19 protein-coding genes and 2 pseudogenes are annotated in these 23,494 nt (G+C 70.1%); 11 read left to right on the top strand and 10 right to left on the bottom strand.

Features of this window, described 5'->3' with window-relative positions; all coding sequences use genetic code 11:
• Window positions 1-56: 56 nt before the first annotated feature.
• Window positions 57-1,073 carry a tRNA dihydrouridine(20/20a) synthase DusA gene (gene dusA, locus AC099J_RS28995; protein ID WP_479618787.1) on the bottom strand — a complete coding sequence of 339 codons (1,017 nt, stop codon included), beginning with the start codon at window positions 1,071-1,073 and terminating at the stop codon, window positions 57-59.
• A gap of 387 nt (window positions 1,074-1,460) precedes the next feature.
• Here dusA and AC099J_RS28990 point away from each other — a divergent pair, with 387 nt between their 5' ends.
• Window positions 1,461-1,895 (top strand): hypothetical protein, encoded by a 435-nt coding sequence (locus AC099J_RS28990; RefSeq protein WP_479618786.1) that lies wholly within the window; start codon window positions 1,461-1,463, stop codon window positions 1,893-1,895.
• Window positions 1,896-2,078: 183 nt separating this feature from the next.
• Here the strand turns inward: AC099J_RS28990 and AC099J_RS28985 are convergent.
• The 9 genes and pseudogenes from AC099J_RS28985 to AC099J_RS28945 form a co-directional block, all read right to left on the bottom strand.
• Window positions 2,079-3,344 (bottom strand): annotated as a pseudogene (locus AC099J_RS28985) (FAD-dependent oxidoreductase); the annotation flags it as partial.
• A gap of 309 nt (window positions 3,345-3,653) precedes the next feature.
• Window positions 3,654-3,863 (bottom strand): annotated as a pseudogene (locus tag AC099J_RS28980) ((2Fe-2S)-binding protein); the annotation flags it as partial.
• Between the two features lie 14 nt (window positions 3,864-3,877).
• The gene (locus tag AC099J_RS28975; protein ID WP_479618785.1) at window positions 3,878-4,981 is read right to left on the bottom strand and encodes an NAD(P)/FAD-dependent oxidoreductase; all 1,104 of its coding nucleotides are present in this window, start codon (window positions 4,979-4,981) and stop codon (window positions 3,878-3,880) included.
• Window positions 4,982-4,986: 5 nt separating this feature from the next.
• Window positions 4,987-5,922: a 4-hydroxyproline epimerase gene (locus AC099J_RS28970; RefSeq protein ID WP_479618784.1), complete on the bottom strand. Its 936-nt coding sequence runs from the start codon at window positions 5,920-5,922 to the stop codon at window positions 4,987-4,989.
• A 75-nt stretch (window positions 5,923-5,997) separates the two neighbouring features.
• On the bottom strand, window positions 5,998-7,131 hold the full coding sequence (locus AC099J_RS28965; RefSeq protein ID WP_479618783.1) for a branched-chain amino acid ABC transporter substrate-binding protein: 1,134 nt from the start codon (window positions 7,129-7,131) through the stop codon (window positions 5,998-6,000).
• A complete protein-coding gene (locus AC099J_RS28960; RefSeq protein ID WP_479618782.1) occupies window positions 7,128-7,250 on the bottom strand; it encodes a hypothetical protein in 123 nt (40 codons plus the stop codon). Before AC099J_RS28960 ends, AC099J_RS28965 begins: the two co-directional genes overlap by 4 nt.
• A gap of 11 nt (window positions 7,251-7,261) precedes the next feature.
• Window positions 7,262-7,915 carry a hypothetical protein gene (locus AC099J_RS28955; protein WP_479618781.1) on the bottom strand — a complete coding sequence of 218 codons (654 nt, stop codon included), beginning with the start codon at window positions 7,913-7,915 and terminating at the stop codon, window positions 7,262-7,264.
• Between the two features lie 223 nt (window positions 7,916-8,138).
• Window positions 8,139-10,409: a hybrid sensor histidine kinase/response regulator gene (locus tag AC099J_RS28950; protein ID WP_479618780.1), complete on the bottom strand. Its 2,271-nt coding sequence runs from the start codon at window positions 10,407-10,409 to the stop codon at window positions 8,139-8,141.
• 63 nt (window positions 10,410-10,472) lie between these two features.
• A complete protein-coding gene (locus tag AC099J_RS28945; protein ID WP_479618779.1) occupies window positions 10,473-11,279 on the bottom strand; it encodes an IclR family transcriptional regulator in 807 nt (268 codons plus the stop codon).
• 208 nt (window positions 11,280-11,487) lie between these two features.
• Between AC099J_RS28945 and AC099J_RS28940 the strand changes: the two genes are divergently transcribed.
• From AC099J_RS28940 to AC099J_RS28895, 10 genes are all read left to right on the top strand, one after another.
• The gene (locus AC099J_RS28940; protein WP_479618778.1) at window positions 11,488-12,471 is read left to right on the top strand and encodes a tripartite tricarboxylate transporter substrate binding protein; all 984 of its coding nucleotides are present in this window, start codon (window positions 11,488-11,490) and stop codon (window positions 12,469-12,471) included.
• A gap of 40 nt (window positions 12,472-12,511) precedes the next feature.
• Window positions 12,512-13,315, top strand: coding sequence for an enoyl-CoA hydratase/isomerase family protein (locus tag AC099J_RS28935; RefSeq protein WP_479618777.1), 804 nt, complete (start codon window positions 12,512-12,514; stop codon window positions 13,313-13,315).
• A gap of 5 nt (window positions 13,316-13,320) precedes the next feature.
• A complete protein-coding gene (locus AC099J_RS28930; protein ID WP_479618776.1) occupies window positions 13,321-15,414 on the top strand; it encodes an acetate--CoA ligase family protein in 2,094 nt (697 codons plus the stop codon).
• A 59-nt stretch (window positions 15,415-15,473) separates the two neighbouring features.
• Window positions 15,474-16,490 (top strand): tripartite tricarboxylate transporter substrate binding protein, encoded by a 1,017-nt coding sequence (locus AC099J_RS28925; protein WP_479618775.1) that lies wholly within the window; start codon window positions 15,474-15,476, stop codon window positions 16,488-16,490.
• A gap of 8 nt (window positions 16,491-16,498) precedes the next feature.
• Entirely contained in the window at window positions 16,499-17,314 is an 816-nt protein-coding gene (gene pcaD, locus AC099J_RS28920; protein WP_479618774.1) for a 3-oxoadipate enol-lactonase, read from the top strand.
• A 13-nt stretch (window positions 17,315-17,327) separates the two neighbouring features.
• Window positions 17,328-18,533 carry a 3-oxoadipyl-CoA thiolase gene (pcaF, locus tag AC099J_RS28915; protein WP_479618773.1) on the top strand — a complete coding sequence of 402 codons (1,206 nt, stop codon included), beginning with the start codon at window positions 17,328-17,330 and terminating at the stop codon, window positions 18,531-18,533.
• Window positions 18,530-19,519: a tripartite tricarboxylate transporter substrate binding protein gene (locus AC099J_RS28910; protein WP_479618772.1), complete on the top strand. Its 990-nt coding sequence runs from the start codon at window positions 18,530-18,532 to the stop codon at window positions 19,517-19,519. The genes pcaF and AC099J_RS28910 overlap by 4 nt, the downstream gene beginning before the upstream one ends.
• Window positions 19,516-20,418, top strand: coding sequence for an alpha/beta fold hydrolase (locus AC099J_RS28905; protein WP_479618771.1), 903 nt, complete (start codon window positions 19,516-19,518; stop codon window positions 20,416-20,418). The genes AC099J_RS28910 and AC099J_RS28905 overlap by 4 nt, the downstream gene beginning before the upstream one ends.
• A gap of 13 nt (window positions 20,419-20,431) precedes the next feature.
• Window positions 20,432-21,775 carry an MmgE/PrpD family protein gene (locus tag AC099J_RS28900; RefSeq protein ID WP_479618770.1) on the top strand — a complete coding sequence of 448 codons (1,344 nt, stop codon included), beginning with the start codon at window positions 20,432-20,434 and terminating at the stop codon, window positions 21,773-21,775.
• Window positions 21,776-21,960: 185 nt separating this feature from the next.
• Window positions 21,961-23,493: a cytochrome ubiquinol oxidase subunit I gene (locus AC099J_RS28895; RefSeq protein ID WP_479618769.1), complete on the top strand. Its 1,533-nt coding sequence runs from the start codon at window positions 21,961-21,963 to the stop codon at window positions 23,491-23,493.
• Window position 23,494 lies beyond the last annotated feature (1 nt).

Below are 23,494 nucleotides of genomic sequence, written 5' to 3'. Positions count from 1 at the left end.
GATGCCGCTGTTCGATTGAACGCCTGAGCGCCAGCCGCTCAGGACTCCATTGCGCCTCAAGCCGCTGCCGCCGCAGCTTCCGGCTGGTGCGCCAGTGCCGCCACCTCGTCAGCCGGCAACCCCTTCATGCGGTGGTCGCTCCACACCTGGCGCCAGCGGCGCGCGCCGGGCAGGCCGTGGCGCAGGCCCATCATGTGGCGGACGATCGCATGCCAGTGCGTGCCGTGCTCGCGCGCCTCGCGCGCCATGTAGGCCAGCATCTGATGCTCGACCGCTTCGCGCGTGCGGGCCGGCTCCTCTGGTGCGCCGAAGAAGGCGCTGTCCCACTCCACCAGCCACCACGGGTGGTGGTAGGCCTCTCGGCCCAGCATGGCGCCGTCCAGCTGGACCAACTGGTCGGCCACCTGCTCGGTTGTCTTCAGGCCCCCGTTGATGACGATGGCCAGGTGCGGGAAGTCCTGCTTGAGCCGGTGCACCAGCGGGTAGCGCAGCGGCGGGATGTCGCGGTTCTCCTTGGGCGACAAGCCCTTCAGCCAGGCATTGCGCGCGTGCACGATGAAGGTGCTGCAGCCCGCCAGGCTCACGGTGCCGACGAAATCGCGCACAAAACCATAGTCCTCGCCCCGGTCGATGCCGATGCGGTGCTTCACCGTGACCGGCACGCTGACCGCATCGACCATGGCCTTGACGCCATCGGCCACCAGCTGCGGCTCGGCCATCAAACAGGCACCGAAGGCCCCGCGCTGCACCCGCTCGGACGGGCAGCCGCAGTTCAGGTTGATCTCGTCATAGCCCCACTGCTCGCCCAGCCGCGCGCAGTGGGCCAGATCGGCCGGCTCGCTGCCGCCCAGCTGCAGGGCGACGGGGTGCTCGGTCTCGTCCAGGCGCAGGTGGCGCGCCACGTCGCCGTGCAGCAGCGCGCCGGTGGTCACCATCTCGGTGTACAGGCGCGCATGGCGTGACAGCAGGCGGTGGAAATAGCGGCAGTGCCGGTCGGTCCAGTCCAGCATCGGCGCAACGCTGACGTGGGGGCTGGCCGCAATCGGCACGGCGGGTTGACTCAATTCAGGCATCCAGGGGGTTGGCAGCAGGGCAATGGCCGCATTTTCGCCGCGCCGCGCACCGCACTGTTCACATGCCCGTTTCGCAGGCATTGCGTCGCAGGCCGCGCCGGTCAACGCTTTGGCCCGTTGCCCCTAGGGTTTTCCCCAAAGTTATCCCCAGCGAGCAGGGAGAACTTGTCGTCGCATCTTGTGCGCAAGATGTTGTTTTGAAGCCGAAGCAGCGTATTCAGATAGATGGCCAGACCGCCTTCGGCGTGCCACAGCGGCTGGAGACCAGCGCCGACGCGACCGCGGCCTCCGTGGGAAACGGCGCACACCCAGTCGGGCTGACGACCGGCCGGTGTGGCCCAGCCATCCGCCTACAGTGTTCCCACGCAAATCTTCCAGGAGCATCAGATGCCAATGACCAAAACATTCCAGACCGCCACCACCATCGCCGCTGCCATCGCCGTCGGGGCTTTCACTTCCGTCGCCTATGCACAGGAGACAGCGCCGCGCCAGCAGCGCATGGACGAGTCCCTGCAGAACTACCGTGACGCCGCCAGCAAAAATCCGCAGCCCGGCCCCGTGGCCCGTGCGGAAGAGGCGACCAAGCGCGGCGTGAACCGCGCCGGCCATGCCGTCAAGGACGGTGCCGAGCGCACAGGTGACGCGGTGAAGCACGGTGCACAGCGCGCCGGCAGCGCGGTCAAGCACGGTGCGGAACGTACCGGCAACGCCATCAAGCACGGCGCACAAAAGGCGGGCAATGCAGTGGGCAACGGCATGGAAAGAACCGGTGACGCTGTGCGCCGCGGTGGTGAGAAGCTGAAGGACGGCAACGCCGGCTAATCCCCACCAGCGCGTCACACAGAAAGCCGCCGGCCGTCATGGCCCGGCGGCTTTGTCACGTCAGGGCTGCGTCATGGTTGGCGCGCCGGGCAGTGGGCCGTTGACGGTCTGGCCGCCTCCCGCCCCGGGCAGCGGGCCGTTGACGACCTCGTCGCCCTGCGCGCCGGGCTGTGGCTCCTTGTCGGCCAGCACCGCCAGCGTGCCCACGCGCACCGGCGACAGCGGTGGGCGCGGCGCTGTTGGCGACCAGCCCCACAGAAACTGCGCCGCAGCGCCGCACACCCGCCCCTGGCAGGCACCCATGCCGCAGCGGGTGTGCAGCTTGGCGTCCACCCAGCCGGTGCGCGGTGCAAGCGCGCGCACCGGCACATCCTCGCAACGGCAGGCCAGCGTGTCCGGCTGGGCGAGCTGGCGCAACGCTGGTGCGAGCGCGAACTGGCGCTGCAGCAAGGCAGCGAACGGCGTCCACCGTGCCAGAGCGGCCTGCAGGCTGGCGGTGCGCGCGATCTCGCCCACCGCCGCATGGCCGGCGATGGCGCCCTGCAGCAATGCTCGCTCGCTGCCGCCGATGCCGGTGCACTCGCCGGCCGCGTAAACGCCCGCGATGCTGGTCGCCTGCAGCGCGTCGACGGCCACGCTCAGCGCATCGCCGTGCGCCACCGTCGCGCAGCCCAGCAGGCGCGCCAGTTCGGTGTTCGGCACCAGCCCGAAGCCGCAGGCCAGGCGGTCGCAGGCGATCTCTTCTTCGCGCCCATCGCGCCCACGCAGCCGCACAGACGCCACTGCCTGCCCGCCCTGCGCCGCCACGACCCACTGGCCAGCCCGGTACTGCGGATCCATCAGCGCCAGCGCCTGCGCGGCCTTGCGCGGCCAGCGCGCCAGCTGCAGCGCAAAGCCGGCCACGGCACGCCAGGGCGCCTGCTCGGCCACGCGCAGCACCTGGGCGCCGGCACGCCGGGCCGTGGCCGCAGCTGCCAGCAACAACGGGCCGCTGCCGGCGATGACGATGCGCTCGCCCGCCACCGACATGCCGCCCTTGACCAGTGCCTGCAGCCCGCCGGCCCCGGTGACCCCCGGCAGCGTCCAGCCCGGGAACGGCAGCAACAGCTCGCGCGCACCGGTGCACAGGATGAGCTGGCGCCACTGCAGCTGCCAGCCCTGCTGCGCGTCTTCCAACAGCAGCGTGTTGGCGCCGGGCGCGGCGACTACGCGCGTGCGGCTGCAGATGCGCACGTTGGTGCAGCGCGCCACGGCCTTGCGCAAGCGGCGCGCCGCAGAGGGCAGCCGCACGCCAGGCCCATCGCGCCAGATCTGGCCACCGGGCGCCGGGTTGTCGTCCAGGATGACGATGGACACGCCGCTGGGTGCCGCCGCCAGTGCCGCCGCCAGCCCGGCCGGGCCGGCGCCGACGATCAACAGGTCGCAGGACTGCGGTGGGCTGTCGACCAGACGCGGTGCCAGACTGGGGGCGTGAAGACCCCGTGCGGCCACGGGCAGCACAGTGGCCACGGCGGTCACGGCGGTCACGGCGGTCACGGCGGCTACGGCTGCCACGGCTGGCACAGCGGGAACGGCGGGCACTGGGGGAACGGCGGGCACTGCGCGGTCCTGGGCACCGTGTCGCGCCCACGGCAGCTGGCGGGGCTCAGGGCGCGCGATCACACTGCCCGCCCTGCCCGCGTGGACCTCCGGGGCGCACCGCGCACTGCCAACCCCCTCGAAGCCTGCGTCAACAGCTGCCGCCCTGCCCGTCTCCACCACCATGCCATCGGCACACAGCGTCTGGCAGGCCAGCACGCGGCGCTGGTCGACCTGCACCCGGCATTCCTGGCACACGCCCATGCCACACACCGGCGCCCGCGGCGCACCCTGCACGGACAGCCGCGTCACCCCATCGCCCGCATGGCGCAGAGCAGCCGCCACGGTGATGCCCGCCGGCACCTGCACCGGCCGGCCGTCGATCTGCATCTGCAGCCCTGGCCTCATGGCGCCAGCCTCGCACGCGCGGGCAGATAGGGCGAAGGGTCGACACAGGGCTCGCCCCCCGTCAACAGTGCCGCGACCAGTTGGCCGGTGGCCGGCGCCGTGGTCACGCCCAAGCCCTCGTGCCCCAGCGCCAGCACCAGCCCCGGCCAGTCTGGGTGGGGGCCGATCAGCGGCAGACCGTCCGGCGTGGCGGCGCGAAAGCCCGTCCAGCTGCGGATCGCGCTCAAGTGCTCCAGCGCCGGCAGGTAGTGCAGCGCACGCCGCAGCATGCGCGCCAGCATGGCCGGCTCCACGGCCGGGTCGGTGGTGTCGAACTGGCGCGACGAGCCGACGAGCAACTGCCCCGTCGGCCGCGGCTGCACATTGAAGGCGACCGAATCACCTTCGCTGTGGTGCGCGCTGGTGACATAACCCAACTCCACAAGCTGGTGGTGCACGGCGCCGGGGTAGCGGTCGGTGATCAGCAGGTGGCCCTTCTTCGGGCGCAGCGGCAGCCCGGGGCACAGGGCCGCAGCGTCCAGCCCGCAGGCCAGCACCACGCGGGCCGCGCTGCGCCGGCCACCATCAGCCAGGCGCACGGAGCCGCCATGTTCGATGGCCTGTACGCGCGCGCGCTGCACCCGCACGCGGCGCCCGTGCCGGGCCAGCAGCCACTCGGCCGCGGCCGGGGCGTAGACCACGCCATCGCTGGCCACTTGCAGGGCGCCGGCCAGCCCGGGCCGCAGTGCGGGCTCGGCCGCCCGCATCGCTGCAGAGCCCAGCCAGACGCTGTCGATGCCTGCCGCCTGCAAGCGATCCCGCTTGCGCCCGGCCTCGGCCGCCTCGGCATCGTCGGCGGCGATCCACAGCGTGCCGCAGGGGTGGAAGTCGCAGGCCGTGGAGAGTTGCGGCGCCAGCGCGCGCCACAGGTGCAGCGAGGCCGCGCTGAGCGCCAGCTCGGCCGGGTTGTCGTCCATCACGACCAGGTGGCCCATGCCGGCGCCGGTGGCGCCACCGCGCCGGTCGTCCAGCACCAGCACGTCCAGCCCGGCATCGGCCAGCGCCTCGCCACAGGCGGCGCCGACGATGCCGGCGCCGACCACCAGCACGTCCGCATCCATCCCCATCAGAGACGGATGCCCCAGCCGAACGGGTCGCCCGGTTCGATCAGCAGCGTGGCCTCGGCGCTCATGTGCGCGCGGCCGCGGATGGTGGGGATGACCTGGCCGCCCTCGCCCGGCTCGTAGCTGGCCTCGAACTGGCTGCCGATCACGCTGGCCTGGCGCCAGATCTCGCCGGGCGCCAGCTTGCCGTCGGCCGCCAGGCAGGCGATCTTGGCGCTGGTGCCGGTGCCACACGGCGAGCGGTCATACGCATTGCCGGGGCACAACACGAAGTTGCGGCTGTCGGCCACGGAGTCGTCGGCAAACAGCTCGATGTGGTCGATCTCGGCGCCGTCGGCACCGGTCACGCCCTGCGCGGCCAGTGCCCTGCGCACGGCGCCGGTGTAGGCCGTCAGCGCCGCCAGGTTCGCACTGTCCACGCGCTGGCCGTGCTCGCCGATCAGGAAGAACCAATTGCCGCCCCAGGCCACATCGCCCCACACGCGGCCGTGGCCCGGCACGTCGAGCGCCACCTGCCGGTGCAAGCGGTAGGCCGGCAGGTTGCGCACGCTGACGGCGCCGTCCTCGTGCAGCGTGGCCTGCACCGTGCCCACCGGCGTCTCGATGCGGTGCGTGCCGGCCCCGATACGCCCCATGTAGGCCAGCGTCGCGACCAGGCCGATGGTGCCGTGACCGCACATGCCGAGGTAACCGGTGTTGTTGAAGAAGATCACGCCGCAGGCAGCGTCCGCCGCGACAGGCGTGCACAGCAGTGCGCCCACCACCACGTCGCTGCCGCGCGGCTCCAGCACGGTGGCGGCGCGCCAGGCGTCGTGCTCGGCCGCCAGCCGCGCACGCCGCTCGGCCATGCTGCCGCTGCCCAGATCTGGAAAGCCGGCGACGACCAGCCGCGTGGGCTCACCGCCGGTGTGGGAATCGATGACCTGGATGCGCTGCATCGGCTTCACCCGGTCGGCCGAAGGCACCCAGGCGCGCCCTTGCCGAAATGCGTTGCGTGTCGAGTCTGCATGCTTTCAGTAGCTGGCCAGTGGCGACAGCGTGGCGTTCTTGAAGGTCGAGACCGTCACCGGCGCCTTCTGCATGTTGCCCATCGCGTCGTACGCATAGGTTGCGGCCACGCCCTGGTAGCTGGCCTTGTGGATCTGTTCGCTGACCTTGAGCGAATCGGTCGACCCGGCCTTCTGCATCGCGTCGCCGATCAGCATGACCTGGTCGTAGTAGGCGGCGGCGTAAGCGTCCGGGTCCTGCTTGAAGCGGGCCTTGTACTTGGCCTTGAAGGCGGCCGCCGGGCTGCCTTCCTTGGCCATGGCGCCGGCCTGCGCGCAGAACACGGTGTCGTTCACCGCATCGCCGCCGATCTTGCCCATCTCGGGGCTGCACAGCGTGTCGCCGCCCAGCAGCTTGGCGTTGAAGGCCAGGCGCTTCATCTGCTGCGCCATAGGCGCGGCCTGTGGCGCATAGCCGCCGTAGAAGATGGCCTCGGGCTGCTTGCCTTTGAGGTTGGTCAGGATGGCGGAGAAATCGGTGGCCTTGTCGGTCGTGAACTCTTTGCCGACGATGGTCAGGCCCTGCTTGGTCGCCTCCTTGACGAACTCGTCGGCCACCCCCTGGCCAAACGCTGTGCGGTCGTCGATCACGCCGACCTTCTTGACCTTGAGCACCTGCGCGGCATAGACGGCCATGCTGGAGCCGATCTGGTTGTCGCTGGCGATGATGCGGAACAGGTTCTTGAACCCGCCCTGCGTCACCTTGGGGTTGGTGCCCACCGTGGACAGCACGACGTCGCCGCTGTCGTAGATGCGCGAGGCCGGGATCGCCACGCCCGAGCAATACGGCCCCATGACGTACTTGATGTTGCTGTCCACCATCTTCTGCGCCACGCTCACGCCCTGCTTGGGGTCGCACTGGTCGTCTTCGGAGGCGACCTCGAACTTCAGCGTCTTGCCGCCGACCACGATCTTCTTGGCATTGAGGTCTTCGGTGGCCAGGCGCACGCCGTTCTCGTTGTCCTTGCCGGCATAGGCATTGGGGCCGGACATCGGGCCGCTGTGGCCGATCTTGATGACCTGCTCCTGCGCGGCTGCGGGGCCGGCGAGCGCCAGCGCTGCAAGGGTTAGCAGCGTCGTCTGCGCGAGTTCGAGTTTCATGACAGTTCCTTCTGGATTTTGGACAGTTTCGCCTTGTGCCCGAGTTCGGGCTGAATGTCCAGTTGCAAAGTGCCTGCGGCGCGGCGGGCTTCAGACTCGCCGCGCGTGACGCGATCCAAGCTGCAGCAGCCTACTCGCCCACCGGACGCCAATCGGCTGGATACAGGCGCAGGAGCATCGTGCGCTCATCGGCAAGCAGGGGGAACATCCGGGGAGTGGGCGAGTGGTAAATGTTCGGCCGGCACTCTGCGGGGCGGCCGCACATCAGTGCCGTGGGGTCGGCGTTGTGTGGCATTCCGATGGCATGGCCGATTTCATGGGCAATGAGGTTGACCGCGACGTTCGGCAGGCTGAGGGGCGGCACGTTCGCCGACCGAATGCCCACAGCGCGCTTTCCCCTCTCGTCGAAAGGGCCCGCGTGGGAGACGAACGGCGCGTCGCCCAGGATGATCCGCAGATCACCGGGCAATTCCCTCAGCACCTGTGGAACGTTCGAGGCGCGCGCGGTCCGGTCAAGAAGCATGCGATATTGCTCCTGGAGTGCGGCGTCCGGCGGCGGTTGGATCAAGCGTTCCGCTTTGCCCAGTCGGAAGGCAGAGCCGACTTCCTGCAGCTGCTCGTTCCAGTAGGCAATGGCTTGGTCCACAAGTTCCAGCCGGGTGTCGGCAGGTGACGACGCGATCACCACCATGCCAGGGCTGCGCTGCCATGGCACGCCGAACTGGGCGTGTGCGGGCAAACCGGCCAAGAGCCCCACAACGAGGAGCAGCAAGATGGTGCGCATCCAGGACCCATGGAACGGTGCGACTGGAGGGTAGAGAGCGGTGGTCATGGTCAAAGGGCAAGTTCTGCGGTAGCCCCGCACGGCACCGAGCATTGTGGACACAGGTCGGCCGCCTGGCGTCATGCATCATGGGGATGGCGCTCCGCGCGGCCCGCCACGCTGGCGCGATCGGGCCGGCACGTTACACAGTGATTCGTGTGCCAGCCGGCAGTCTGATGACCGCCTACTGCGCAGCGGCGCCCGGGCTGCCCGCCAGCGCCTGCTCGATCGCCTGGATCAGCGCGTCGGGGTCCACGGGTTTGACCAAATGCTGGTCGAAGCCGACCTCGCGCGTGCGCTCTCGGTCGGCCGGCTGGCCCCAGCCGGACAGCGCCAGCACCTTCATGCCGCGGCCCCAATCGGTGGCGCGCAGCGCGCGGCAGGCGTCATAGCCGTTGAGCTGCGGCATGCCCAGGTCGAGCACCACCACGTCGGGCCGGCTGGCCTCGGCCTCGGCCAGACCCTGCACGCCGTCGTAGGCGGTGTCGACCACGTAGCCCGTCATGCGCAGCACCTCGGCCAACAGGTCGGCCGCGTCGCGGTTGTCGTCCACGACCAGCACGCGGGCGCCGGCCACGGGCTGAAGGCCCGCCGCCGGCAACGCGGCGACGGGGACCGCATGCGCGGCCAGCGGCAGCCGCACGGAGAACCGGCTGCCCAGGCCCCGGCCGGCGCTGTGCATGTGCACCGTGCCGCCGTGCAGCTCCGTCAGCCGCTGCACCAGTGACAGGCCGATGCCCAGGCCACCGCTGACGTATCCCGCCGCGTCAGCGCCCTGGTAGAACAGGTCGAACACGCGCGCTTGCTGATCAGTGCTGATGCCGATGCCCTGGTCCTGCACCGCCACCACGGCCTGCCCGGCCTCGCACACCAGCGAGACCTCGACGCCAGTGCCGGCAGCGGAATAGCGGGCCGCGTTGCTGAGCAGGTTCAGCAGCACCTGCACCAGCCGCACTTCGTCCCCCTCCACACGCACCGGCGCCTCGGGCATCTGCACGTCCAGCGCGTGGGCACCCTCGTCCAGCAGGGCCTGGGCGTTCTCCACGGCGGCGCGCACCACGTCCTGCAGCACCAGCGGCGCCATGCGCAGTTCGAGCTTGCCGCGCGTCATGCGGCTGACGTCCATCAGGTCGTCGATCATGCGCGCCAGGTGCGTCACCTGTCGCCCGATCACGCCGGCATGGCGCCGCTGCTGCGCCTCGTCCTGCCCGCCGCGGCGCAGCAGCTCGGCCGCACTGCGGATCGGCGCCAGCGGATTGCGCAGCTCGTGCGCCAGCGTGGCCAGGAACTCGTCCTTGCGGCGCGCCGCCTCCAGCAGCGCGGCCTGGTCGCGTTTGCGCTCGCTGATGTCCTGGAACAGGATGGCCACCTGCAGGCCGGCCGGCTCACCGATGGGCGAGGCGTACACGTCGAACCAGCGCCCCATCGCGTCCGAGCCATGCGTGAAGCGCACCGGCTGCTGCGTCAGCGCCACGCGGCCGTAGGTCTGGAACCAGAACTCCTCCAGCGTGGGCACCAGCTCGCGCGCGGTGCGGCCAGCCGGTTGCGCCAGCCCGGTCTGGCGTTCGAACACCTGGTTGGTCTCGATGAAGCGGTAGTCCACCGGCACGCCCTGCGTGTCCAGCAGGACCTCGACCACGCAGAAGCCCTGGTCGATGGACGCCAGCAGCCGCCTGTAGCGCTGGCTCGACTCGCGCAGCGCCTCCTCGGCCAGGCGCCGGTCGTGGATGTCGGTCACCGCGCCGGCAAAGCCCAGGAACTCGCCAGCCGGCCCCAGGCGCGGCTGGCCGGCGTCGATGACCCAAGTCCAGCGGCCATCGGGCCGGTGCACACGGTGCTCCAGCGAGAACGGGCGCTGCGCGGCCATCGCCTGTTGAAAGGCCTCGCGCGCTGGCTCCCGGTCCTGCGGATGCACCATCTCCAGCCAGCCCAAGCCCAGGCCCGCCGCCTCGGGCTGGCCGGTGAACAGCGTCCAGCCGCGCGACAGGAAAATGCACACGCCAGTGGCCTCGGTCGCCCACAACATGGCGGGTGTGGCATCGGCAAACACGCGCTGCTGCTGCTGGGCGGCGACATCGGCGGAGATGTCCAGCGTGATGCCATCGAACTGGGTGGGCAGCCCGTCTGCACCGAACACGGCCTTGCCGACCGCGTGGATCCACTTCAGCTCGCCGGCCGGGCCCACCGTGCGGTAGACCTCGTCGAATGGCGCGCCCTGCTCGATCGCCCTGGCGACCGACGCGCGCACGCGTTCGCGGTCGTCATCGTGCAGGCGCTCGAAGAACAGGTCGACGGTCGGCCGCGCATGCGGCGGCAGGTGGAAATGCGCCTTGGTGTTGTCGTTCCAGACCAGCTCGCCCAGCGGCAGCGGGTTCAGCCAGACGCCGACCCCGGCCGAGCGCACCGCCGCGTCGAGGCGGTCCAGGGCGGGCGGTGCGGGCGGGGGTGGCGGCATTGCCCGGGATTCTAGGCAAGGGTCGATCCACCACGCTAGAGACCACAGGCACAGGCCCCAGCGCTACATCGGCGCGCTTCTTTCCAACCCGGCGCGCACCTCCACCATCAGGCCCAACAGGCAGGGCGCCAGCTGCTCCACTACGCCGGGCATGGGGTCGGATGACGACAGGCTCACATTCACCACGTGGATCGCGCCGTCCACCCACAAGGGCGATGCCAGCGCCACCACTTCCGGCTGCCACGACGCCGCGCAGAACCCGTCGCGCTGGATGCTGGTGCGCGCCTCGTCGATCGCGAGCGCCACCTCGCCCCAGGCACGCCCTCTGCGGGCGCGAAAGATCTTCATCAGCATGCTGCGTCTGGGCTCTGGCGCGACGGCGAGGTAGGCCCGGCCCAGCGATGTCAGCTCCATGGGGACGCGCTGCCCCGACACCACGTGGCGCAGGGCCACGCGCCGCGCATAGCGGATGGATTCCAGGTAGACCATCTCGTCACGATCGGGCGCGGCCAGGCCCACGTTGATGCGCTTGCTCTCGGCCAACGCGCGCATCAAGGGTGCGGCGACGCTCAGCACTCTGGAGCCGGCCCGCATCGCATGCGCCAGGCTCAGCACGGCCGGTGCCAGGCGGTAGGCCCTGCGCGCCGTGTCCAACTGCAGCACACCCGTGCCGACCAGCGTCTGCGTCAACCGGCTCACGGTGGACTTGGACAAGCCCGTGCGCTCGGCCAGCTCGCCGTTGCCCAGCAGTTCGGAGCCAGGCCGGAAAGCGCGCAGCAGCTCGATGCCGCGCTCCAGCGAGCGGTTGGCCGGCGACTGGCCCGGCTTGTCGTTGGGCAATGGGGCGTGCGGGGTGTGTGGGGCGTTCATGAGGGGTCCGGCAGGCGCTGAAGGCACCGGCCCGGAGCCGCAGTATCAGGGATCTCAACGCATCCATCCAACCTTGAGACGTTCCACTCAGTGGAATTTGGCAGGTTACTTTCGCGGTCGATGTTCTTAAGCTCAGGGCACGGTGATCACACGCAGACACCGCCACCGCCCCGGCCATCCGCGCCCCAACCGACATGGAGACATCCACATGCGCCACCTGCCCTTCCAGCCCGTCCGCTGCTTTGCCCAATCCCTCGTCATCGGCGGCCTGCTCGCCGCCGGCATCGCCTGCGCCGACACCTTCCCGAGCAAGCCGGTGCGCATCGTCGTGCCGTTCTCGCCAGGCGGCGGCACCGACCTGATCGCCCGCACGCTGGGCCAGGAGATGTCCAAGGACCTGGGCCAGCCGGTGGTCATCGAGAACAAGCCCGGCGCCGGCACCATCATCGGCACCGACGCGGTGGCCAAGGCGCAGCCCGATGGCTACACCGTGGTCATGGCCAGCTTCGCGCATGCCGTCAACCCCAGCCTGCAACCCAAGCTGCCGTTCGACAACGCCAAGGCTTTTGCCCCGGTGATGCTGGTCGGCCGTGGCCCCAACGTGTTGGTGGTGCGCCCGGCCAGCCCCTTCAAGACCATGGCCGACGTGCTGGCCGCCGCCAAGGCCAGCCCTGGCAAGCTGACCTATGCCTCGCAAGGGGCCGGCACCTCGGCCCACCTGGCCGGCGAGATGTTCGACAACCTGGCCAAGGTGAAGACGACCCACATCCCCTACCGTGGCGCCGGCCCGGCGATGACGGATCTGATGGGCGGCCAGGTCGACATGTTCTTCGGCACCGCGGCCGCCGTCGCGCCGTTCGTGGACCGTGGCCAGCTGCGCGCCATCGCGGTCACCAGCGCCCAGCCTTCGACCGCGTTCAAGGGCATCCCCACGATCGCCGAAACGGTGCCCGGCTACGCGGTGGAGAGCTGGTACGGCCTGTACGCCCCGGCCAGTACGCCCAAGGACGTGATCGCCCGCCTGAACGCCGCCGCCCGCAAGGCCGCACGCGCACCGGACTTCACGCGCAAGGTCGAGCAGGAGGGCCTGAACATCAGCGCCGGCGACCCGGCCGAGCTCGATGCCTATGTGCGCAGCGAGGAAACCCGCTGGGCCCGCATCGTCAAGGAAAACGGCATCAAGGCCGACTAAGCGCTTGAAAGCTCTAACCCCTCAACACCAGGAGACCCACATGACCTACGAGCTCATCACCCTGCAGGTGCAAGACGGCATCGCCACGCTCACCCTGAACCGCCCCGACAAGCGCAACGCCATGAGCGACGACATGCGCACCGAGTTCGCCGACGCGCTGGAGCGCGTGGCCGCCGACAAGACCATCAAGGCCCTGGTGCTGACCGGCGCCGGCAAGGGCTTTTGCGCCGGTGGCGACATCAGCGGCATGCAAAAGCGCATGAACGCGCCGGCTGGCGACGTGGGCTTCAACGGCTGGCACCGCCAGCAGCGCGTGCACCATGTGCAGGCCCTGCTGCACACCATGCCCAAGCCGGTGATCGCCGCCGTCAACGGCGCGGCCTCGGGCCTGGGCGCCGACACCGCGCTGGCCTGCGACTTCATCATCGCCAGCGAGTGGGCCAGCTTCACCTGGTCGTACATCCACCGGGCCATCATTCCCGATGGCGGCGGCATGTACTTCCTGCCGCGCCGCGTGGGTTTGCCCAAGGCCAAGGAGTTGATCTTCACCGGCCGCGCGGTGAAGGTGGACGAAGCCCTCTCGCTCGGCATCGTCGACCGCAAGACCAGCGGCGAGACGCTGCTGGCGGACGCGCAGGCCTGGGCCGCCGAGCTGGGCAAGGGCTCGGCCACCGCACTGGCACTGACCAAGACCATCCTGAACCAGAGCTTCGAGCTGTCGTCGCACGACGTGTTCGCCCAGGGCAGCCAGGCCCAGGGCATTTGCTACACCAGCAGCGAGCACCGCGCCTCGGTGGAAGCTTTCCTGGCCAAGTCGGCCACCACCACGGCCGCCAAGGAGTGATCGCCATGACCACCATGAACCCCATCGCCCGCCTGCTGCAACCACGCAGCGTCGCCGTCATCGGCGCCTCTGCAGACGCCGGCAAGACGGCAGGCCGCCCCGTGTCCTACCTCGTCAAGCACGGCTTTGCGGGCGACATCTACCCCGTGAACCCCAAGGTCGACCGCATCGGCGAGCTGACCTGCTACCCCGACATCGCCTCGCTGCCGGGCGTGCCGGATGTGGGCATCGTGCTGCTGGGCGCCGAGCGTGCCCACCTGGCGGTGCGCGACCTGGCAGCGCGTGGCTGCGCCGCCGCCATCGTGCTGGCCAGCGGCTACACCGAGACCGGCGAAGACGGCGCGCGCCGCCAGAAGCAGCTGATCGAAGCTGCAGGCAGCATGCGCATCCTCGGCCCCAACACCATTGGCCTGGTGAACCTGACCGACAACATCGTGCTGTCGGCCACCGGTGCGCTGGAGATGGAGCACTTCCCCGTGGGCGGCATCGGCGTGGTGTCGCAGAGCGGCGGCATCCTGGGTGCCCTGCTGTCGCGTGCCGCAGCGCGCGGCGTGGGCCTGTCCAAGCTGATCTCCACCAGCAATGAAGTGGACCTGGAATTGGCCGACTTCATCGACCACCTGGCCGACGACGACGCCACCAAGGTCATCGCGCTGTATGTGGAAACCGTGCGCGACCCGGCCAAGTTCCGCAGCGCCTGCCTGAAGGCCGCGCGCAACGGCAAGCCGGTGGTGGCGTTCAAGATCGGCCGCTCCGAAGCCGGTGCCAAGGCGGCCGTGTCGCACACCGGCGCGCTGGCCGGCGCCGACCGCATGTACGACGCGCTGTTCCAGCAGGTCGGCGTGATCCGCGCGCAGACCTTCGGCGAGCTGCTGGACATCCCGGCCGCGCTGGCCACCGGCCGCAGGCTGCACGGCAAGCGCGTCGCCATCCTCACCTCCACCGGCGGCGCCGGCACCCTGGTGTCCGACGATCTCGGCATGGCCGGCTTCGACACGCCGGCGCCCGACGCCGCCACGGCCGAGGCCCTGCGCGCGCTGCAGACCGGCGACCACGCCGTGCTGGACCGCAACCCCATCGACGTGACGCTGGCCGGCCTGCAACCCGCGCTGCTGCGCGGCGCCATCAACGTGCTGCTCAAGAGCGACAGCTACGACGCGCTGACCATCATCGTGGGCTCGTCGAGTCTGGCCATGCCCGAACTGCTGGCCAGCGCCATCCAGGACTGCCTGCCGAATTCCGACAAGCCGGTCATCGCCTATGTGAGCCCGCACGCGCCCGAGGTCGGCGCCCTGCTGACGCAGCGCGGCGTGCCGGCCTTCCCGGCGGCCGAGAGCTGCACGGCGGCGCTGCGCGCGATGTTCCAGGTCGCACACCTGCAGCCCCAGGTTGAGGCCAGCGCGCCCGCTGCGCATGTCGCAGTCGATGACTTGCCATCGGGCTCGCTCGACGAGTACCAGGCCAAGCAACTCTTCACGCGCTTCGGCGTGCCCTGTGCGGGCGAGCGCATCGTCGCCACGCCGGCAGAGGCCGAAGCCGCAGCGCGCGAACTGGGCGGCCGCGTGGTGCTGAAGATCCTGTCGGCCGAGATCACGCACAAGAGCGACGTGGGCGGCGTGGCCGTGGGCCTGACGGCCGACAACGTCGGTGCGCGTTTGACGGCGATGGCGGCCGAAGTCGAAAGCAAGGCCGGTGTGCAGCCCAAGCGCTTCCTGGTGCAGGAGATGGTGGGCGGCGGCACCGAGCTGATCCTGGGCATGCACCGCGACGCGCTGGGCACGGCCATCCTGCTGGGCATGGGGGGCGTGACGGCCGAGCTGTTCAAGGACACCACCATGCGCCTGCTGCCGCCCGAAGGTGGCCTGTCGCGCGCCGATGCACTGGCCATGGCGCAGGAGCTCAAGACCTGGCCGCTGCTGGACGGCTTTCGCAGCCGGCCCAAGGCCGATGTCGAGGCGCTGGTCACGGCCATCGTGGCCTTCTCGCAGATGACGGCACAGCTGGGCGAGCGGCTGGTGGAGGCGGAGATCAACCCGGTGTTCGTGCTGCCCCAGGGACAAGGCGTGCGCGCGGCCGACGGCGTGGTCGTGCTGGCCTGATGACCCCATTCGCCGCCGCACGCGGTGGCGAAGAACACAACAGACAAGGAGACCACCAGATGCCAATTCCCTCACCCCATGATCTGTCCCGCCGCGCGCTGCTGCGGTGGCTGCCCGCGGGCGCCGCCTGCGCCGCCGCCCCCACTTGGGCACAGGCCGTTGCAGCCGGCGATCTGCCGGCGCCGGCCCTGGCCAGCTACCGCTTCATCGTCGGCTTCGGCGCCGGTGGCGTACCGGACGCCGCAGCGCGCCTGATCGCAGCGACGCTGTCCGAGCGCTGGAAGCTGCCCGCCATGGTCGAGAACAAGACCGGCGTAGGCGGCACGCTGGCGGCGCGGGCCGTGCTGGCCGCGCCGGCCGACGGCAGCACCCTGCTCAGCGTGTCGCCGGCGCATGCGACGGCACCGGCCGTGTTCCGCAACCCGGGCTACGACACGCTGCGCGACTTCGCCCCCGTCACGCTGATCGGCGACAGCCCGGCCCTGGTGGTGGTGCCCAAGGACCTGCCCGCCAAGACCCTCGCCGAGCTGGTGGCGCAGGCCAAGGCCAAGCCCGGCTCCGTCAGCTACTCGTCGGCAGGTGTGGGCAGCAGTTCGCACTTCGCCGCTGCGCTGTTCTGCCAGCAGGCGGGCATCGAGGCCGTGAACATTCCGTACAAGAGCGTGAGCGAAGCCATGACGGAGACCATTGCCGGCCGCGTGCAGTTCCACATCGCGCCCTACATCTCGGCGGTCGGCATGGTGAAGGACGGCCGGGTGCGCGCACTGGCGGCCACCAGCCCCCGGCGCATCGCCGAGATGCCCGACGTGCCCACCGTGGCCGAGGCCGGCGTGTCTGGCTACGAGTGGAGCTTCTGGTACGGCCTGCTGGTGTCCGCCAAGACCCCGGCGCCCGTGGTGGCGCAACTGCACAAGGACATCACCGCCATCCTGCGGCTGCCGCAGGTGAAAGCGCAGCTGAACACCATGGGCGTGACGGTCGCGGCCAGCACACCGGCCGAGTTCGGCAAGCTGATCGAGGCCGAGGTCGCCAAATACGCGCGCATCGCCAAGGCCGCCCAGATCACCCCCACTTGAGCGACACCATGCCCATGTTCGAACGCGCCGGCGCGCCGGCCATCCACTACACCGTTGACGGCACGCAGGGGCCCTGGCTCGTGCTGTCCCATTCGCTGGGTTGCGACGTCTCCATGTGGGACCGGCAGATGCCGGCTCTTACCGGCCGCTACCGTGTGCTGCGCTACGACACGCGCGGCCACGGGCGCAGCGGCGCGGGCACTGCGCCCTACACGCTGGCGCAACTGGCCGACGATGCGGCGCAACTGATGGACCATCTGGGCATCGATGCGGCCACCTGGGTCGGCTTCTCGATGGGCGGCATGATCGGCCAGACCTTTGCGCTGCAGTACCCGCAGCGCGTGCAGGCCCTGGTGCTGGCCGACACCACCAGCCAGCACGGCGCCACGCCGCAGTCGGTGTGGGACGAGCGCATCCGCGTCGCCCGTGAGCAAGGCATCGCGCCCTTGGTGCAGCCGGCGATTGGCCGCTGGTTCACGGCCAGCTTTCGCGCCAGCGAACCCGATGCCGTGGCGGCGGTGGCGCAGGTGATCGCCTCCACCAGCGTCGAGGGCTGGACGGGCGCCTGCGCGGCCATCGCCTCCGTGCACACCACCGAAGAACTGCACCGCATCGCATGCCCGGCGCTGGTGATCGTGGGCGAGCACGACATCGGCACGCCGTTGGCTGCGGCGCTGGAGCTGCACCGCCACCTGCCCCAGTCCACCCTGGCCGTGATCGCCGACGCGGCGCACATGACCTGCATCGAGCAGCCAGAGCGCTTCAACCGCGTGCTGCGCCTGTTCCTGGACAGCACCGTGGGTGCACCGCCTACCGCCACCTGAACCTGGAGACAACATGACCCGACACGCCTTCATCTGCGACGCCGTGCGCACCCCCTTCGGCCGCTACGGCGGCAGCCTGTCGTCGGTGCGCGCCGACGACCTGGGCGCCGTGCCGCTCAAAGCCCTGATGGCCCGCCATCCGAACCTGGACTGGGAGGCCGTGGCGGACATCATTTACGGCTGCGCCAACCAGGCAGGCGAGGACAACCGCAACGTGGCCCGCATGTCGGCGCTGCTGGCCGGCCTGCCCGTGGGCCTGCCGGGCGGCACCGTCAACCGGCTGTGCGGCTCGGGCCTGGACGCGCTGGGCACGGCCGCGCGCGCCATCAAGTCGGGTGAAGCCAGCCTGATGCTGGCCGGCGGCGTGGAGAGCATGAGCCGCGCGCCCTTCGTGATGGGCAAGGCCGACAGCGCGTTCTCGCGCGCGGCGAAGATCGAGGACACCACCATCGGCTGGCGCCTCGTCAACCCGAAGATGAAGGCCTTGCACGGCGTGGACAGCATGCCCGAGACGGCCGAGAACGTGGCCACCGAGTTCAGCATCTCGCGCGCCGACCAGGACCGCATGGCCCTGGCCTCGCAGCGCAAGGCGGTGGCGGCGCAGCAGCGCGGCTTCTTCGACGCGGAGATCGTGCCCGTCACCGTGCCGCAGAAGAAGGGCGACCCGCTGGTGGTGGCGCGCGACGAGCATCCGCGCGAGACCAGCCTGGAGGCGCTGGCCAAACTCAAGGGCGTGGTGCGGCCCGACGGCACGGTGACAGCAGGCAACGCATCCGGCGTCAACGATGGCGCCTGCGCGCTGCTGCTGGCCGACGAGGCAAGCGCCACGCGCCACGGCCTCACGCCGCGCGCCCGCGTGGTCGCCATGGCCACGGCCGGCGTGCCGCCGCGCATCATGGGCATGGGCCCGGCACCCGCCACGCGCAAGGTGCTGGCACTTGCCGGCCTGACGCTGGCGCAGCTGGACGTGATCGAACTCAACGAAGCCTTCGCGGCGCAGGGCCTGGCCGTGCTGCGCGACCTGGGCCTGGCGGACGACGACGCCCGCGTCAACCCCAATGGCGGCGCCATCGCACTGGGCCACCCGCTGGGCGCCTCCGGCGCACGGCTGGCCACCACGGCCGTGAACCAATTGCACGCCAGCGGCGGGCGCTATGCGCTGGCCACCATGTGCATCGGCGTGGGCCAGGGCATTGCCGTGGTGCTGGAGCGGGTATGAACCGCACCGCCACATCCCGCCGCAGCGCCCTGCTCGGCGCCTTGTTCGCCGGCCTGGCTTGCCAGGCTGCCGCGCCCGTTGCCGCGCAGACCTTCCCCAGCAAACCCATCCGCCTGATCGTGCCCTTCCCGGCCGGCGGCGGCACCGACGCCATGGCACGTGCGCTGGGTGATGCGTTGACGCGCGATCTCGGCCAACCCGTGATCGTGGACAACAAATCCGGCGCCGGCACCGTGATCGGCAACGACGCGGCGGCCAAGAGCCCGCCCGACGGCCACACGCTGCTGCTGAACACCAGCGCGATCGCCATCGTGCCCAGCCTGCACCCCAAGCTACCCTACCCGGCCGAGACCGCATTCGCAGCCGTCATGCTGCTGGGCCGCGCGCCCAACGTGGCCGTGGTGCGCGCCGACAGCCCGCTCAAATCGGCTGCAGACTTCGTGGCCCAGGCACGCGCCCGGCCCGGCCAGATGGCCTATGGATCGGCCGGCAACGGCACCTCGACCCACCTGGCGGCCGAGCTGCTCAAGAGCACGGCCAAGCTGTTCGTGACCCACGTGCCGTATCGCGGCGCAGCGCCGGTGATCAACGACGTGATCGCCGGGCAGCTCGACCTGGCCTTCGGCACGCTGCCCAGCGTGGCGCCGATGCTCGCAGGTGGCAAGCTGCGCGCGTTGGCCGTGACGAGTGCCAAGCGCTCGCCCCTGCTGCCCGATGTGCCGACCTTCGCCGAGGCCGGTATCAAGGGCTATGAGGCCGATGTCTGGTACGGCGTGTTCGTACCCGGTGCGACACCGCCGGCCATCGTCGAGCAAGTGCACGCCGCCCTGCGGCGCGCCGCCCAGACCGACAGCTTCCAGCGCCGCGCCGCAGCCGAAGGGCTGGCGCTGACGTTGGACTCCCCGCAGGAAACAACCCGCATCGTGCGGGCGGAGGAAGCCAAATGGCGCCAGGTGATCAAGGCCCAGTCCATCAAGATGGAATGAGCGCCCGCCCGGCCGGGCCGCAGCTCGCCCGCCCCGCAGCCGAAGGCGAAGCGGGCTGCGTGACCGCCGCGCTCGAACGGCTGGCGCAGCGTCACGTGGTGGACAGCCACGGCGGCCGCGTCGTCTGGCATGTGCTGGGCGAAGGCCGGCCGCTGGTGCTGCTGCACGGTGGCCACGGCAGCTGGCTGCATTGGGCGCGCAACATCGAGGCGCTGGCCGTACACCGCAGGGTCTGCGTGCCCGACATGCCGGGCTACGGCGACTCCGACGCCACGGCCGAGTCCACGCTGGCCGCCCTGGTGCAACGCCTGAGCGGCAGCCTGGACACGCTGCTGGGCAGCAGCACCGCGATCGACCTGACCGGCTTCTCGTTCGGCGGCCTGGTGGCGGCCCACCTGGCCGCCCCGCGCGGCCACGTCGACCGGCTGGCCCTGCTGGGGCCGGGCGGCCACGGCGGGCCACGACGCCCCAGAGCGGAGCTGGTGAGCTGGCGCGCCGCCGCGCAGTCGGGCGACGCCGCAGCGCTGCAGAAGGCCATGCGGCACAACCTGCTGGCCCACATGCTGCACGCCGAAGCCAGTGCCGACGCGCTGGCCCTGCAGATCCACACCGACGCCTGCCTGCGCACCCGCTTTCGCAGCAAGCCCATCTCGCGCGCTGGCGGCCTGCAGCCGCTGCTGCCGCAAGCGGCCCAGGCCCTGCTGCTGGCCTGGGGCGCGCACGACGTGACCGCCACGCCGGAGCAGCTGGCCCCGGCGCTGGCCGCCTGCCATCCCCGCAGCCGCACCGCCATCGTTCCCGGCGCCGGCCATTGGGTGCAGTACGAGGCCGCACCCACCATCAACGCCCTGCTGGCCGACTGGCTGGCGCACTCGCTGGCCGCACCCAGCACCCCCTGAAGGAGACCCCACCATGTACGCCACCGAAGTGTTCGGCCAATACGCCCAGGACTACCACCACACCGCGCTGCAGGGCGAGGTGATCCACCACGCCAAGCGCGCCGTGATCGACTGGTACGCATCGTTGTTCCCCGGCCTCGCGGCCAACCCGCTGGCGCAGCTGGAGCAGGTGCTGGCCGAAGACCTGGACCACGGCCGCGCGCGCCTGGGCAACGGCCGCTGCGCCACGGCCCGCGCCGCTGCGCTGTACAACGGCACGGCCGCCCACGCGGCCGAGGTGGACGACAGCTTTCGCGACGCGATGTACCACCCCGGCGCGGCCACCATCGCCGCAGCCCTGGCCGCCAGCCAGGATGCGGGCGCCAGCGGGCTGGATTTCCTGCGCGCGCTGGTGCTGGGCTACGAGGTGTCCACCCGCATCGGCGTGGTGATGGGCCGGCCGCACTACCAGTACTGGCACAACACCGGCACGGTGGGCACCTTCGGCGCGGCGGCGGCAGCCGGCGGTGTGCTGCAACTGGGCGCCCAGCCCTTCGCCCATGCGCTGGCCACCGCGGCCACATTCGCCGCCGGGCTGCAGCAGGCCTTCCGCATGGACTCCATGTCCAAGCCCTTGCACGCCGGCCGCGCGGCCGAGGCCGGCTTGTTCGCCGCACAGATGGCCGCACGCGGCGTGACCGGCTCGCTCGACGTGCTGGACGGCGCGGCCGGCCTGGGCCAGGCCATGAGCGACGGGCCGGACTGGTCGCAGGCCGGCGCCACGCTGGGCCGCGACTTCCACATCACGCGGCTGACTTTCAAGAACCACATCGGCTGCGGCCACACCTTCGCGGCCATCGATGGCGCGCTGGCGCTGCGCGAGCAGCACGGCCTGCAGGCCGACGACATCGCCCACGTGCAGGTGGACACGTACAAGCCCGCGCTGGACATCGCCTGCTACGAGAAGCCGGCCACCGCCAACGAGGCCCGCTTCAGCCTGCGCTACGTGGTGGCCACGGCGCTGACGCACGGCAGCGTGCGGCTGGCGGCCTACGAGCCGGCGCAGCTGGGCGATGTGCGCGTGCGCGACCTCATGACGCGCATCGACGTGCGCGTGGACCCCGAAATCGACGCGGCCTTCCCCGGGCGCCGGGCAGCCCGCGTGGAGATCACCCTGCGCAGCGGCGCGAAGCTGGTGCATCTGCAACCCGACCGCAAGGGCGACCCGGAACTGCCGCTGTCGGATGCGGAGCTGGAGAACAAATTTCTGGAGCTGTCGGGACCGGTGATCGGCGCTGCACGCGCAAAGGACATGCTGGCGACGCTGTGGTCGCTGGAGCGAGCGGCGACCCTGCCAGGGGCACATGTGTCGATCTAGGCGGGCAGCAAGTTGACGCGCCAGCACCGCCCGGCCGTGTCGCCATTGGAGCGGCGCGCCGGTTTTTCCTGCGCCGCATCTGCGGCTGCAGGGCCACGGACGAAGTGTCCAATTTTCAAAGATGCTGCATTGCGATTGAATGCACAGCACACGCCGCTATCGGCTCACACACCAGAACAACAACGATGGACTCCCTGTTACTTGCCCGCATTCAGTTCGGCTTCACGATCTCATTCCACATCGTCTTCCCAGCACTGACGATCGGACTTGCAAGCTACCTCGCCGTTCTGGAGGGTCTGTGGTTGCGCACTGGCCGCAAGGCGTACATCGACCTCTACCAGTTCTGGATCAAGGTGTTCGCAGTTGCCTTTGGCATGGGGGTCGTATCAGGGCTGGTCATGGCCTACCAGTTCGGCACCAACTGGAGCAACTTCTCTCGATTCGCGGGCGGCGTCACCGGCCCGCTTCTCGCCTACGAAGTGCTGACCGCGTTCTTTCTGGAGGCCGGCTTTCTCGGCGTGATGCTGTTCGGCCGCGACAGAGTCGGGCCCAGGCTGCACTTCGTCGCCACGCTGGCTGTTGCGTTGGGAACGCTCATCTCTGCCACCTGGATCCTGGCATCCAACAGCTGGATGCACACACCGCAAGGCCATGAAATCATCGATGGCCGCGTGGTGCCGGTGGATTGGATGCGTGTGATCTTCAATCCGTCCTTCCCCTACCGATTGGCGCACACGGTGGTAGCCTCCTACATCGCAACGGCCCTGATGGTCGCCGGCGCGGGCGCGTGGCATTTGCTGCGAGGCCGCGACAACACACGCAATCGCACCATGTTGTCGATGGCCCTCTGGATGCTCCTGGCAGCCGCCCCCATTCAAGCGGTCATCGGCGATCAACATGGCTTGAACACACTCGAATATCAACCGGCCAAGCTGGCCGCGATCGAGGGGCACTGGGAACATGGCGCAGAAGGCGAAGGCGTCCCCTTGATCCTCTTCGGCCTGCCGGACATGGCGGCCGAAGTCACGCGGTACGCCATTGAAATTCCACGCGCCGGCAGCTTGCTGCTGACCCACAGTTGGGATGGAAAGATCCCCGCGCTCAAGGATTTCGCGCCGCAAGACCGGCCCAACGCGACCATCGTGTTCTGGACGTTCCGCGTCATGGTCGGCCTGGGCTTGCTGATGATTGCGCTGGCCTTCTGGGGCCTGTGGCTCAGGCGACATCAGCGTCTCTTTGCGCAGCGCGGGTTCCTGCGCTGTGCGGTTGCACTTTCACCTGCAGGCCTGGTCGCCATCCTCGCCGGCTGGTACACCACGGAGATCGGGCGCCAGCCTTGGATCATTCAGGGCCTGATGCGCACGGCGGATGCCGCGTCACCGCAGCATTCGGCATCGCAGGTCGGCTTCACTTTGGCCTTGTTCGTGCTGGTGTACTTTGTGGTCTTCGGCGTTGGCACGGCCTACGGGCTGCGCATCATCGCCAAGGGGCCGTCGTCGGACGACGGCGAGCCGCCGGTGCACGGGGGGCCGGGCGAGCCGCGCCAGCCGATGCGTCCGCTGTCTGCGGCACCAGACAGTTTCGATGCGCAAGGCGATCGTCTAGTGTCCTGTCGCAGAAATACGCTTCGCGATTTTCTCGACCTTCTTCAAGATCGAGTCCGCCGTAGCCACCCACTGGAAAGGCGAGGCATCCGCGTTGTAGCGCTGCACGAATAGC

Source organism: Rhodoferax sp. RT4P68, from assembly GCF_056521305.1.
Note: the sequence above shows the minus strand (reverse complement) of the source record. Positions and strands in the feature narration are given on the sequence as shown.

What these genes read in the sequence shown, in the direction of transcription:
- AC099J_RS28955 (WP_479618781.1), bottom strand. Translation starts at nt 7,915, where the DNA reads ATGCGCACCATCTTGCTGCTCCTCGTTGTGGGGCTCTTGGCCGGTTTG.
- dusA (WP_479618787.1), bottom strand. Translation starts at nt 1,073, where the DNA reads ATGCCTGAATTGAGTCAACCCGCCGTGCCGATTGCGGCCAGCCCCCAC.
- AC099J_RS28975 (WP_479618785.1), bottom strand. Translation starts at nt 4,981, where the DNA reads ATGGATGCGGACGTGCTGGTGGTCGGCGCCGGCATCGTCGGCGCCGCC.
- AC099J_RS28935 (WP_479618777.1), top strand. Translation starts at nt 12,512, where the DNA reads ATGACCTACGAGCTCATCACCCTGCAGGTGCAAGACGGCATCGCCACG.
- AC099J_RS28905 (WP_479618771.1), top strand. Translation starts at nt 19,516, where the DNA reads ATGAGCGCCCGCCCGGCCGGGCCGCAGCTCGCCCGCCCCGCAGCCGAA.
- AC099J_RS28950 (WP_479618780.1), bottom strand. Translation starts at nt 10,409, where the DNA reads ATGCCGCCACCCCCGCCCGCACCGCCCGCCCTGGACCGCCTCGACGCG.
- AC099J_RS28910 (WP_479618772.1), top strand. Translation starts at nt 18,530, where the DNA reads ATGAACCGCACCGCCACATCCCGCCGCAGCGCCCTGCTCGGCGCCTTG.
- AC099J_RS28925 (WP_479618775.1), top strand. Translation starts at nt 15,474, where the DNA reads ATGCCAATTCCCTCACCCCATGATCTGTCCCGCCGCGCGCTGCTGCGG.
- AC099J_RS28990 (WP_479618786.1), top strand. Translation starts at nt 1,461, where the DNA reads ATGCCAATGACCAAAACATTCCAGACCGCCACCACCATCGCCGCTGCC.
- pcaD (WP_479618774.1), top strand. Translation starts at nt 16,499, where the DNA reads ATGCCCATGTTCGAACGCGCCGGCGCGCCGGCCATCCACTACACCGTT.
- AC099J_RS28900 (WP_479618770.1), top strand. Translation starts at nt 20,432, where the DNA reads ATGTACGCCACCGAAGTGTTCGGCCAATACGCCCAGGACTACCACCAC.
- AC099J_RS28940 (WP_479618778.1), top strand. Translation starts at nt 11,488, where the DNA reads ATGCGCCACCTGCCCTTCCAGCCCGTCCGCTGCTTTGCCCAATCCCTC.
- AC099J_RS28945 (WP_479618779.1), bottom strand. Translation starts at nt 11,279, where the DNA reads ATGAACGCCCCACACACCCCGCACGCCCCATTGCCCAACGACAAGCCG.
- AC099J_RS28930 (WP_479618776.1), top strand. Translation starts at nt 13,321, where the DNA reads ATGACCACCATGAACCCCATCGCCCGCCTGCTGCAACCACGCAGCGTC.
- AC099J_RS28965 (WP_479618783.1), bottom strand. Translation starts at nt 7,131, where the DNA reads ATGAAACTCGAACTCGCGCAGACGACGCTGCTAACCCTTGCAGCGCTG.
- pcaF (WP_479618773.1), top strand. Translation starts at nt 17,328, where the DNA reads ATGACCCGACACGCCTTCATCTGCGACGCCGTGCGCACCCCCTTCGGC.
- AC099J_RS28895 (WP_479618769.1), top strand. Translation starts at nt 21,961, where the DNA reads ATGGACTCCCTGTTACTTGCCCGCATTCAGTTCGGCTTCACGATCTCA.
- AC099J_RS28970 (WP_479618784.1), bottom strand. Translation starts at nt 5,922, where the DNA reads ATGCAGCGCATCCAGGTCATCGATTCCCACACCGGCGGTGAGCCCACG.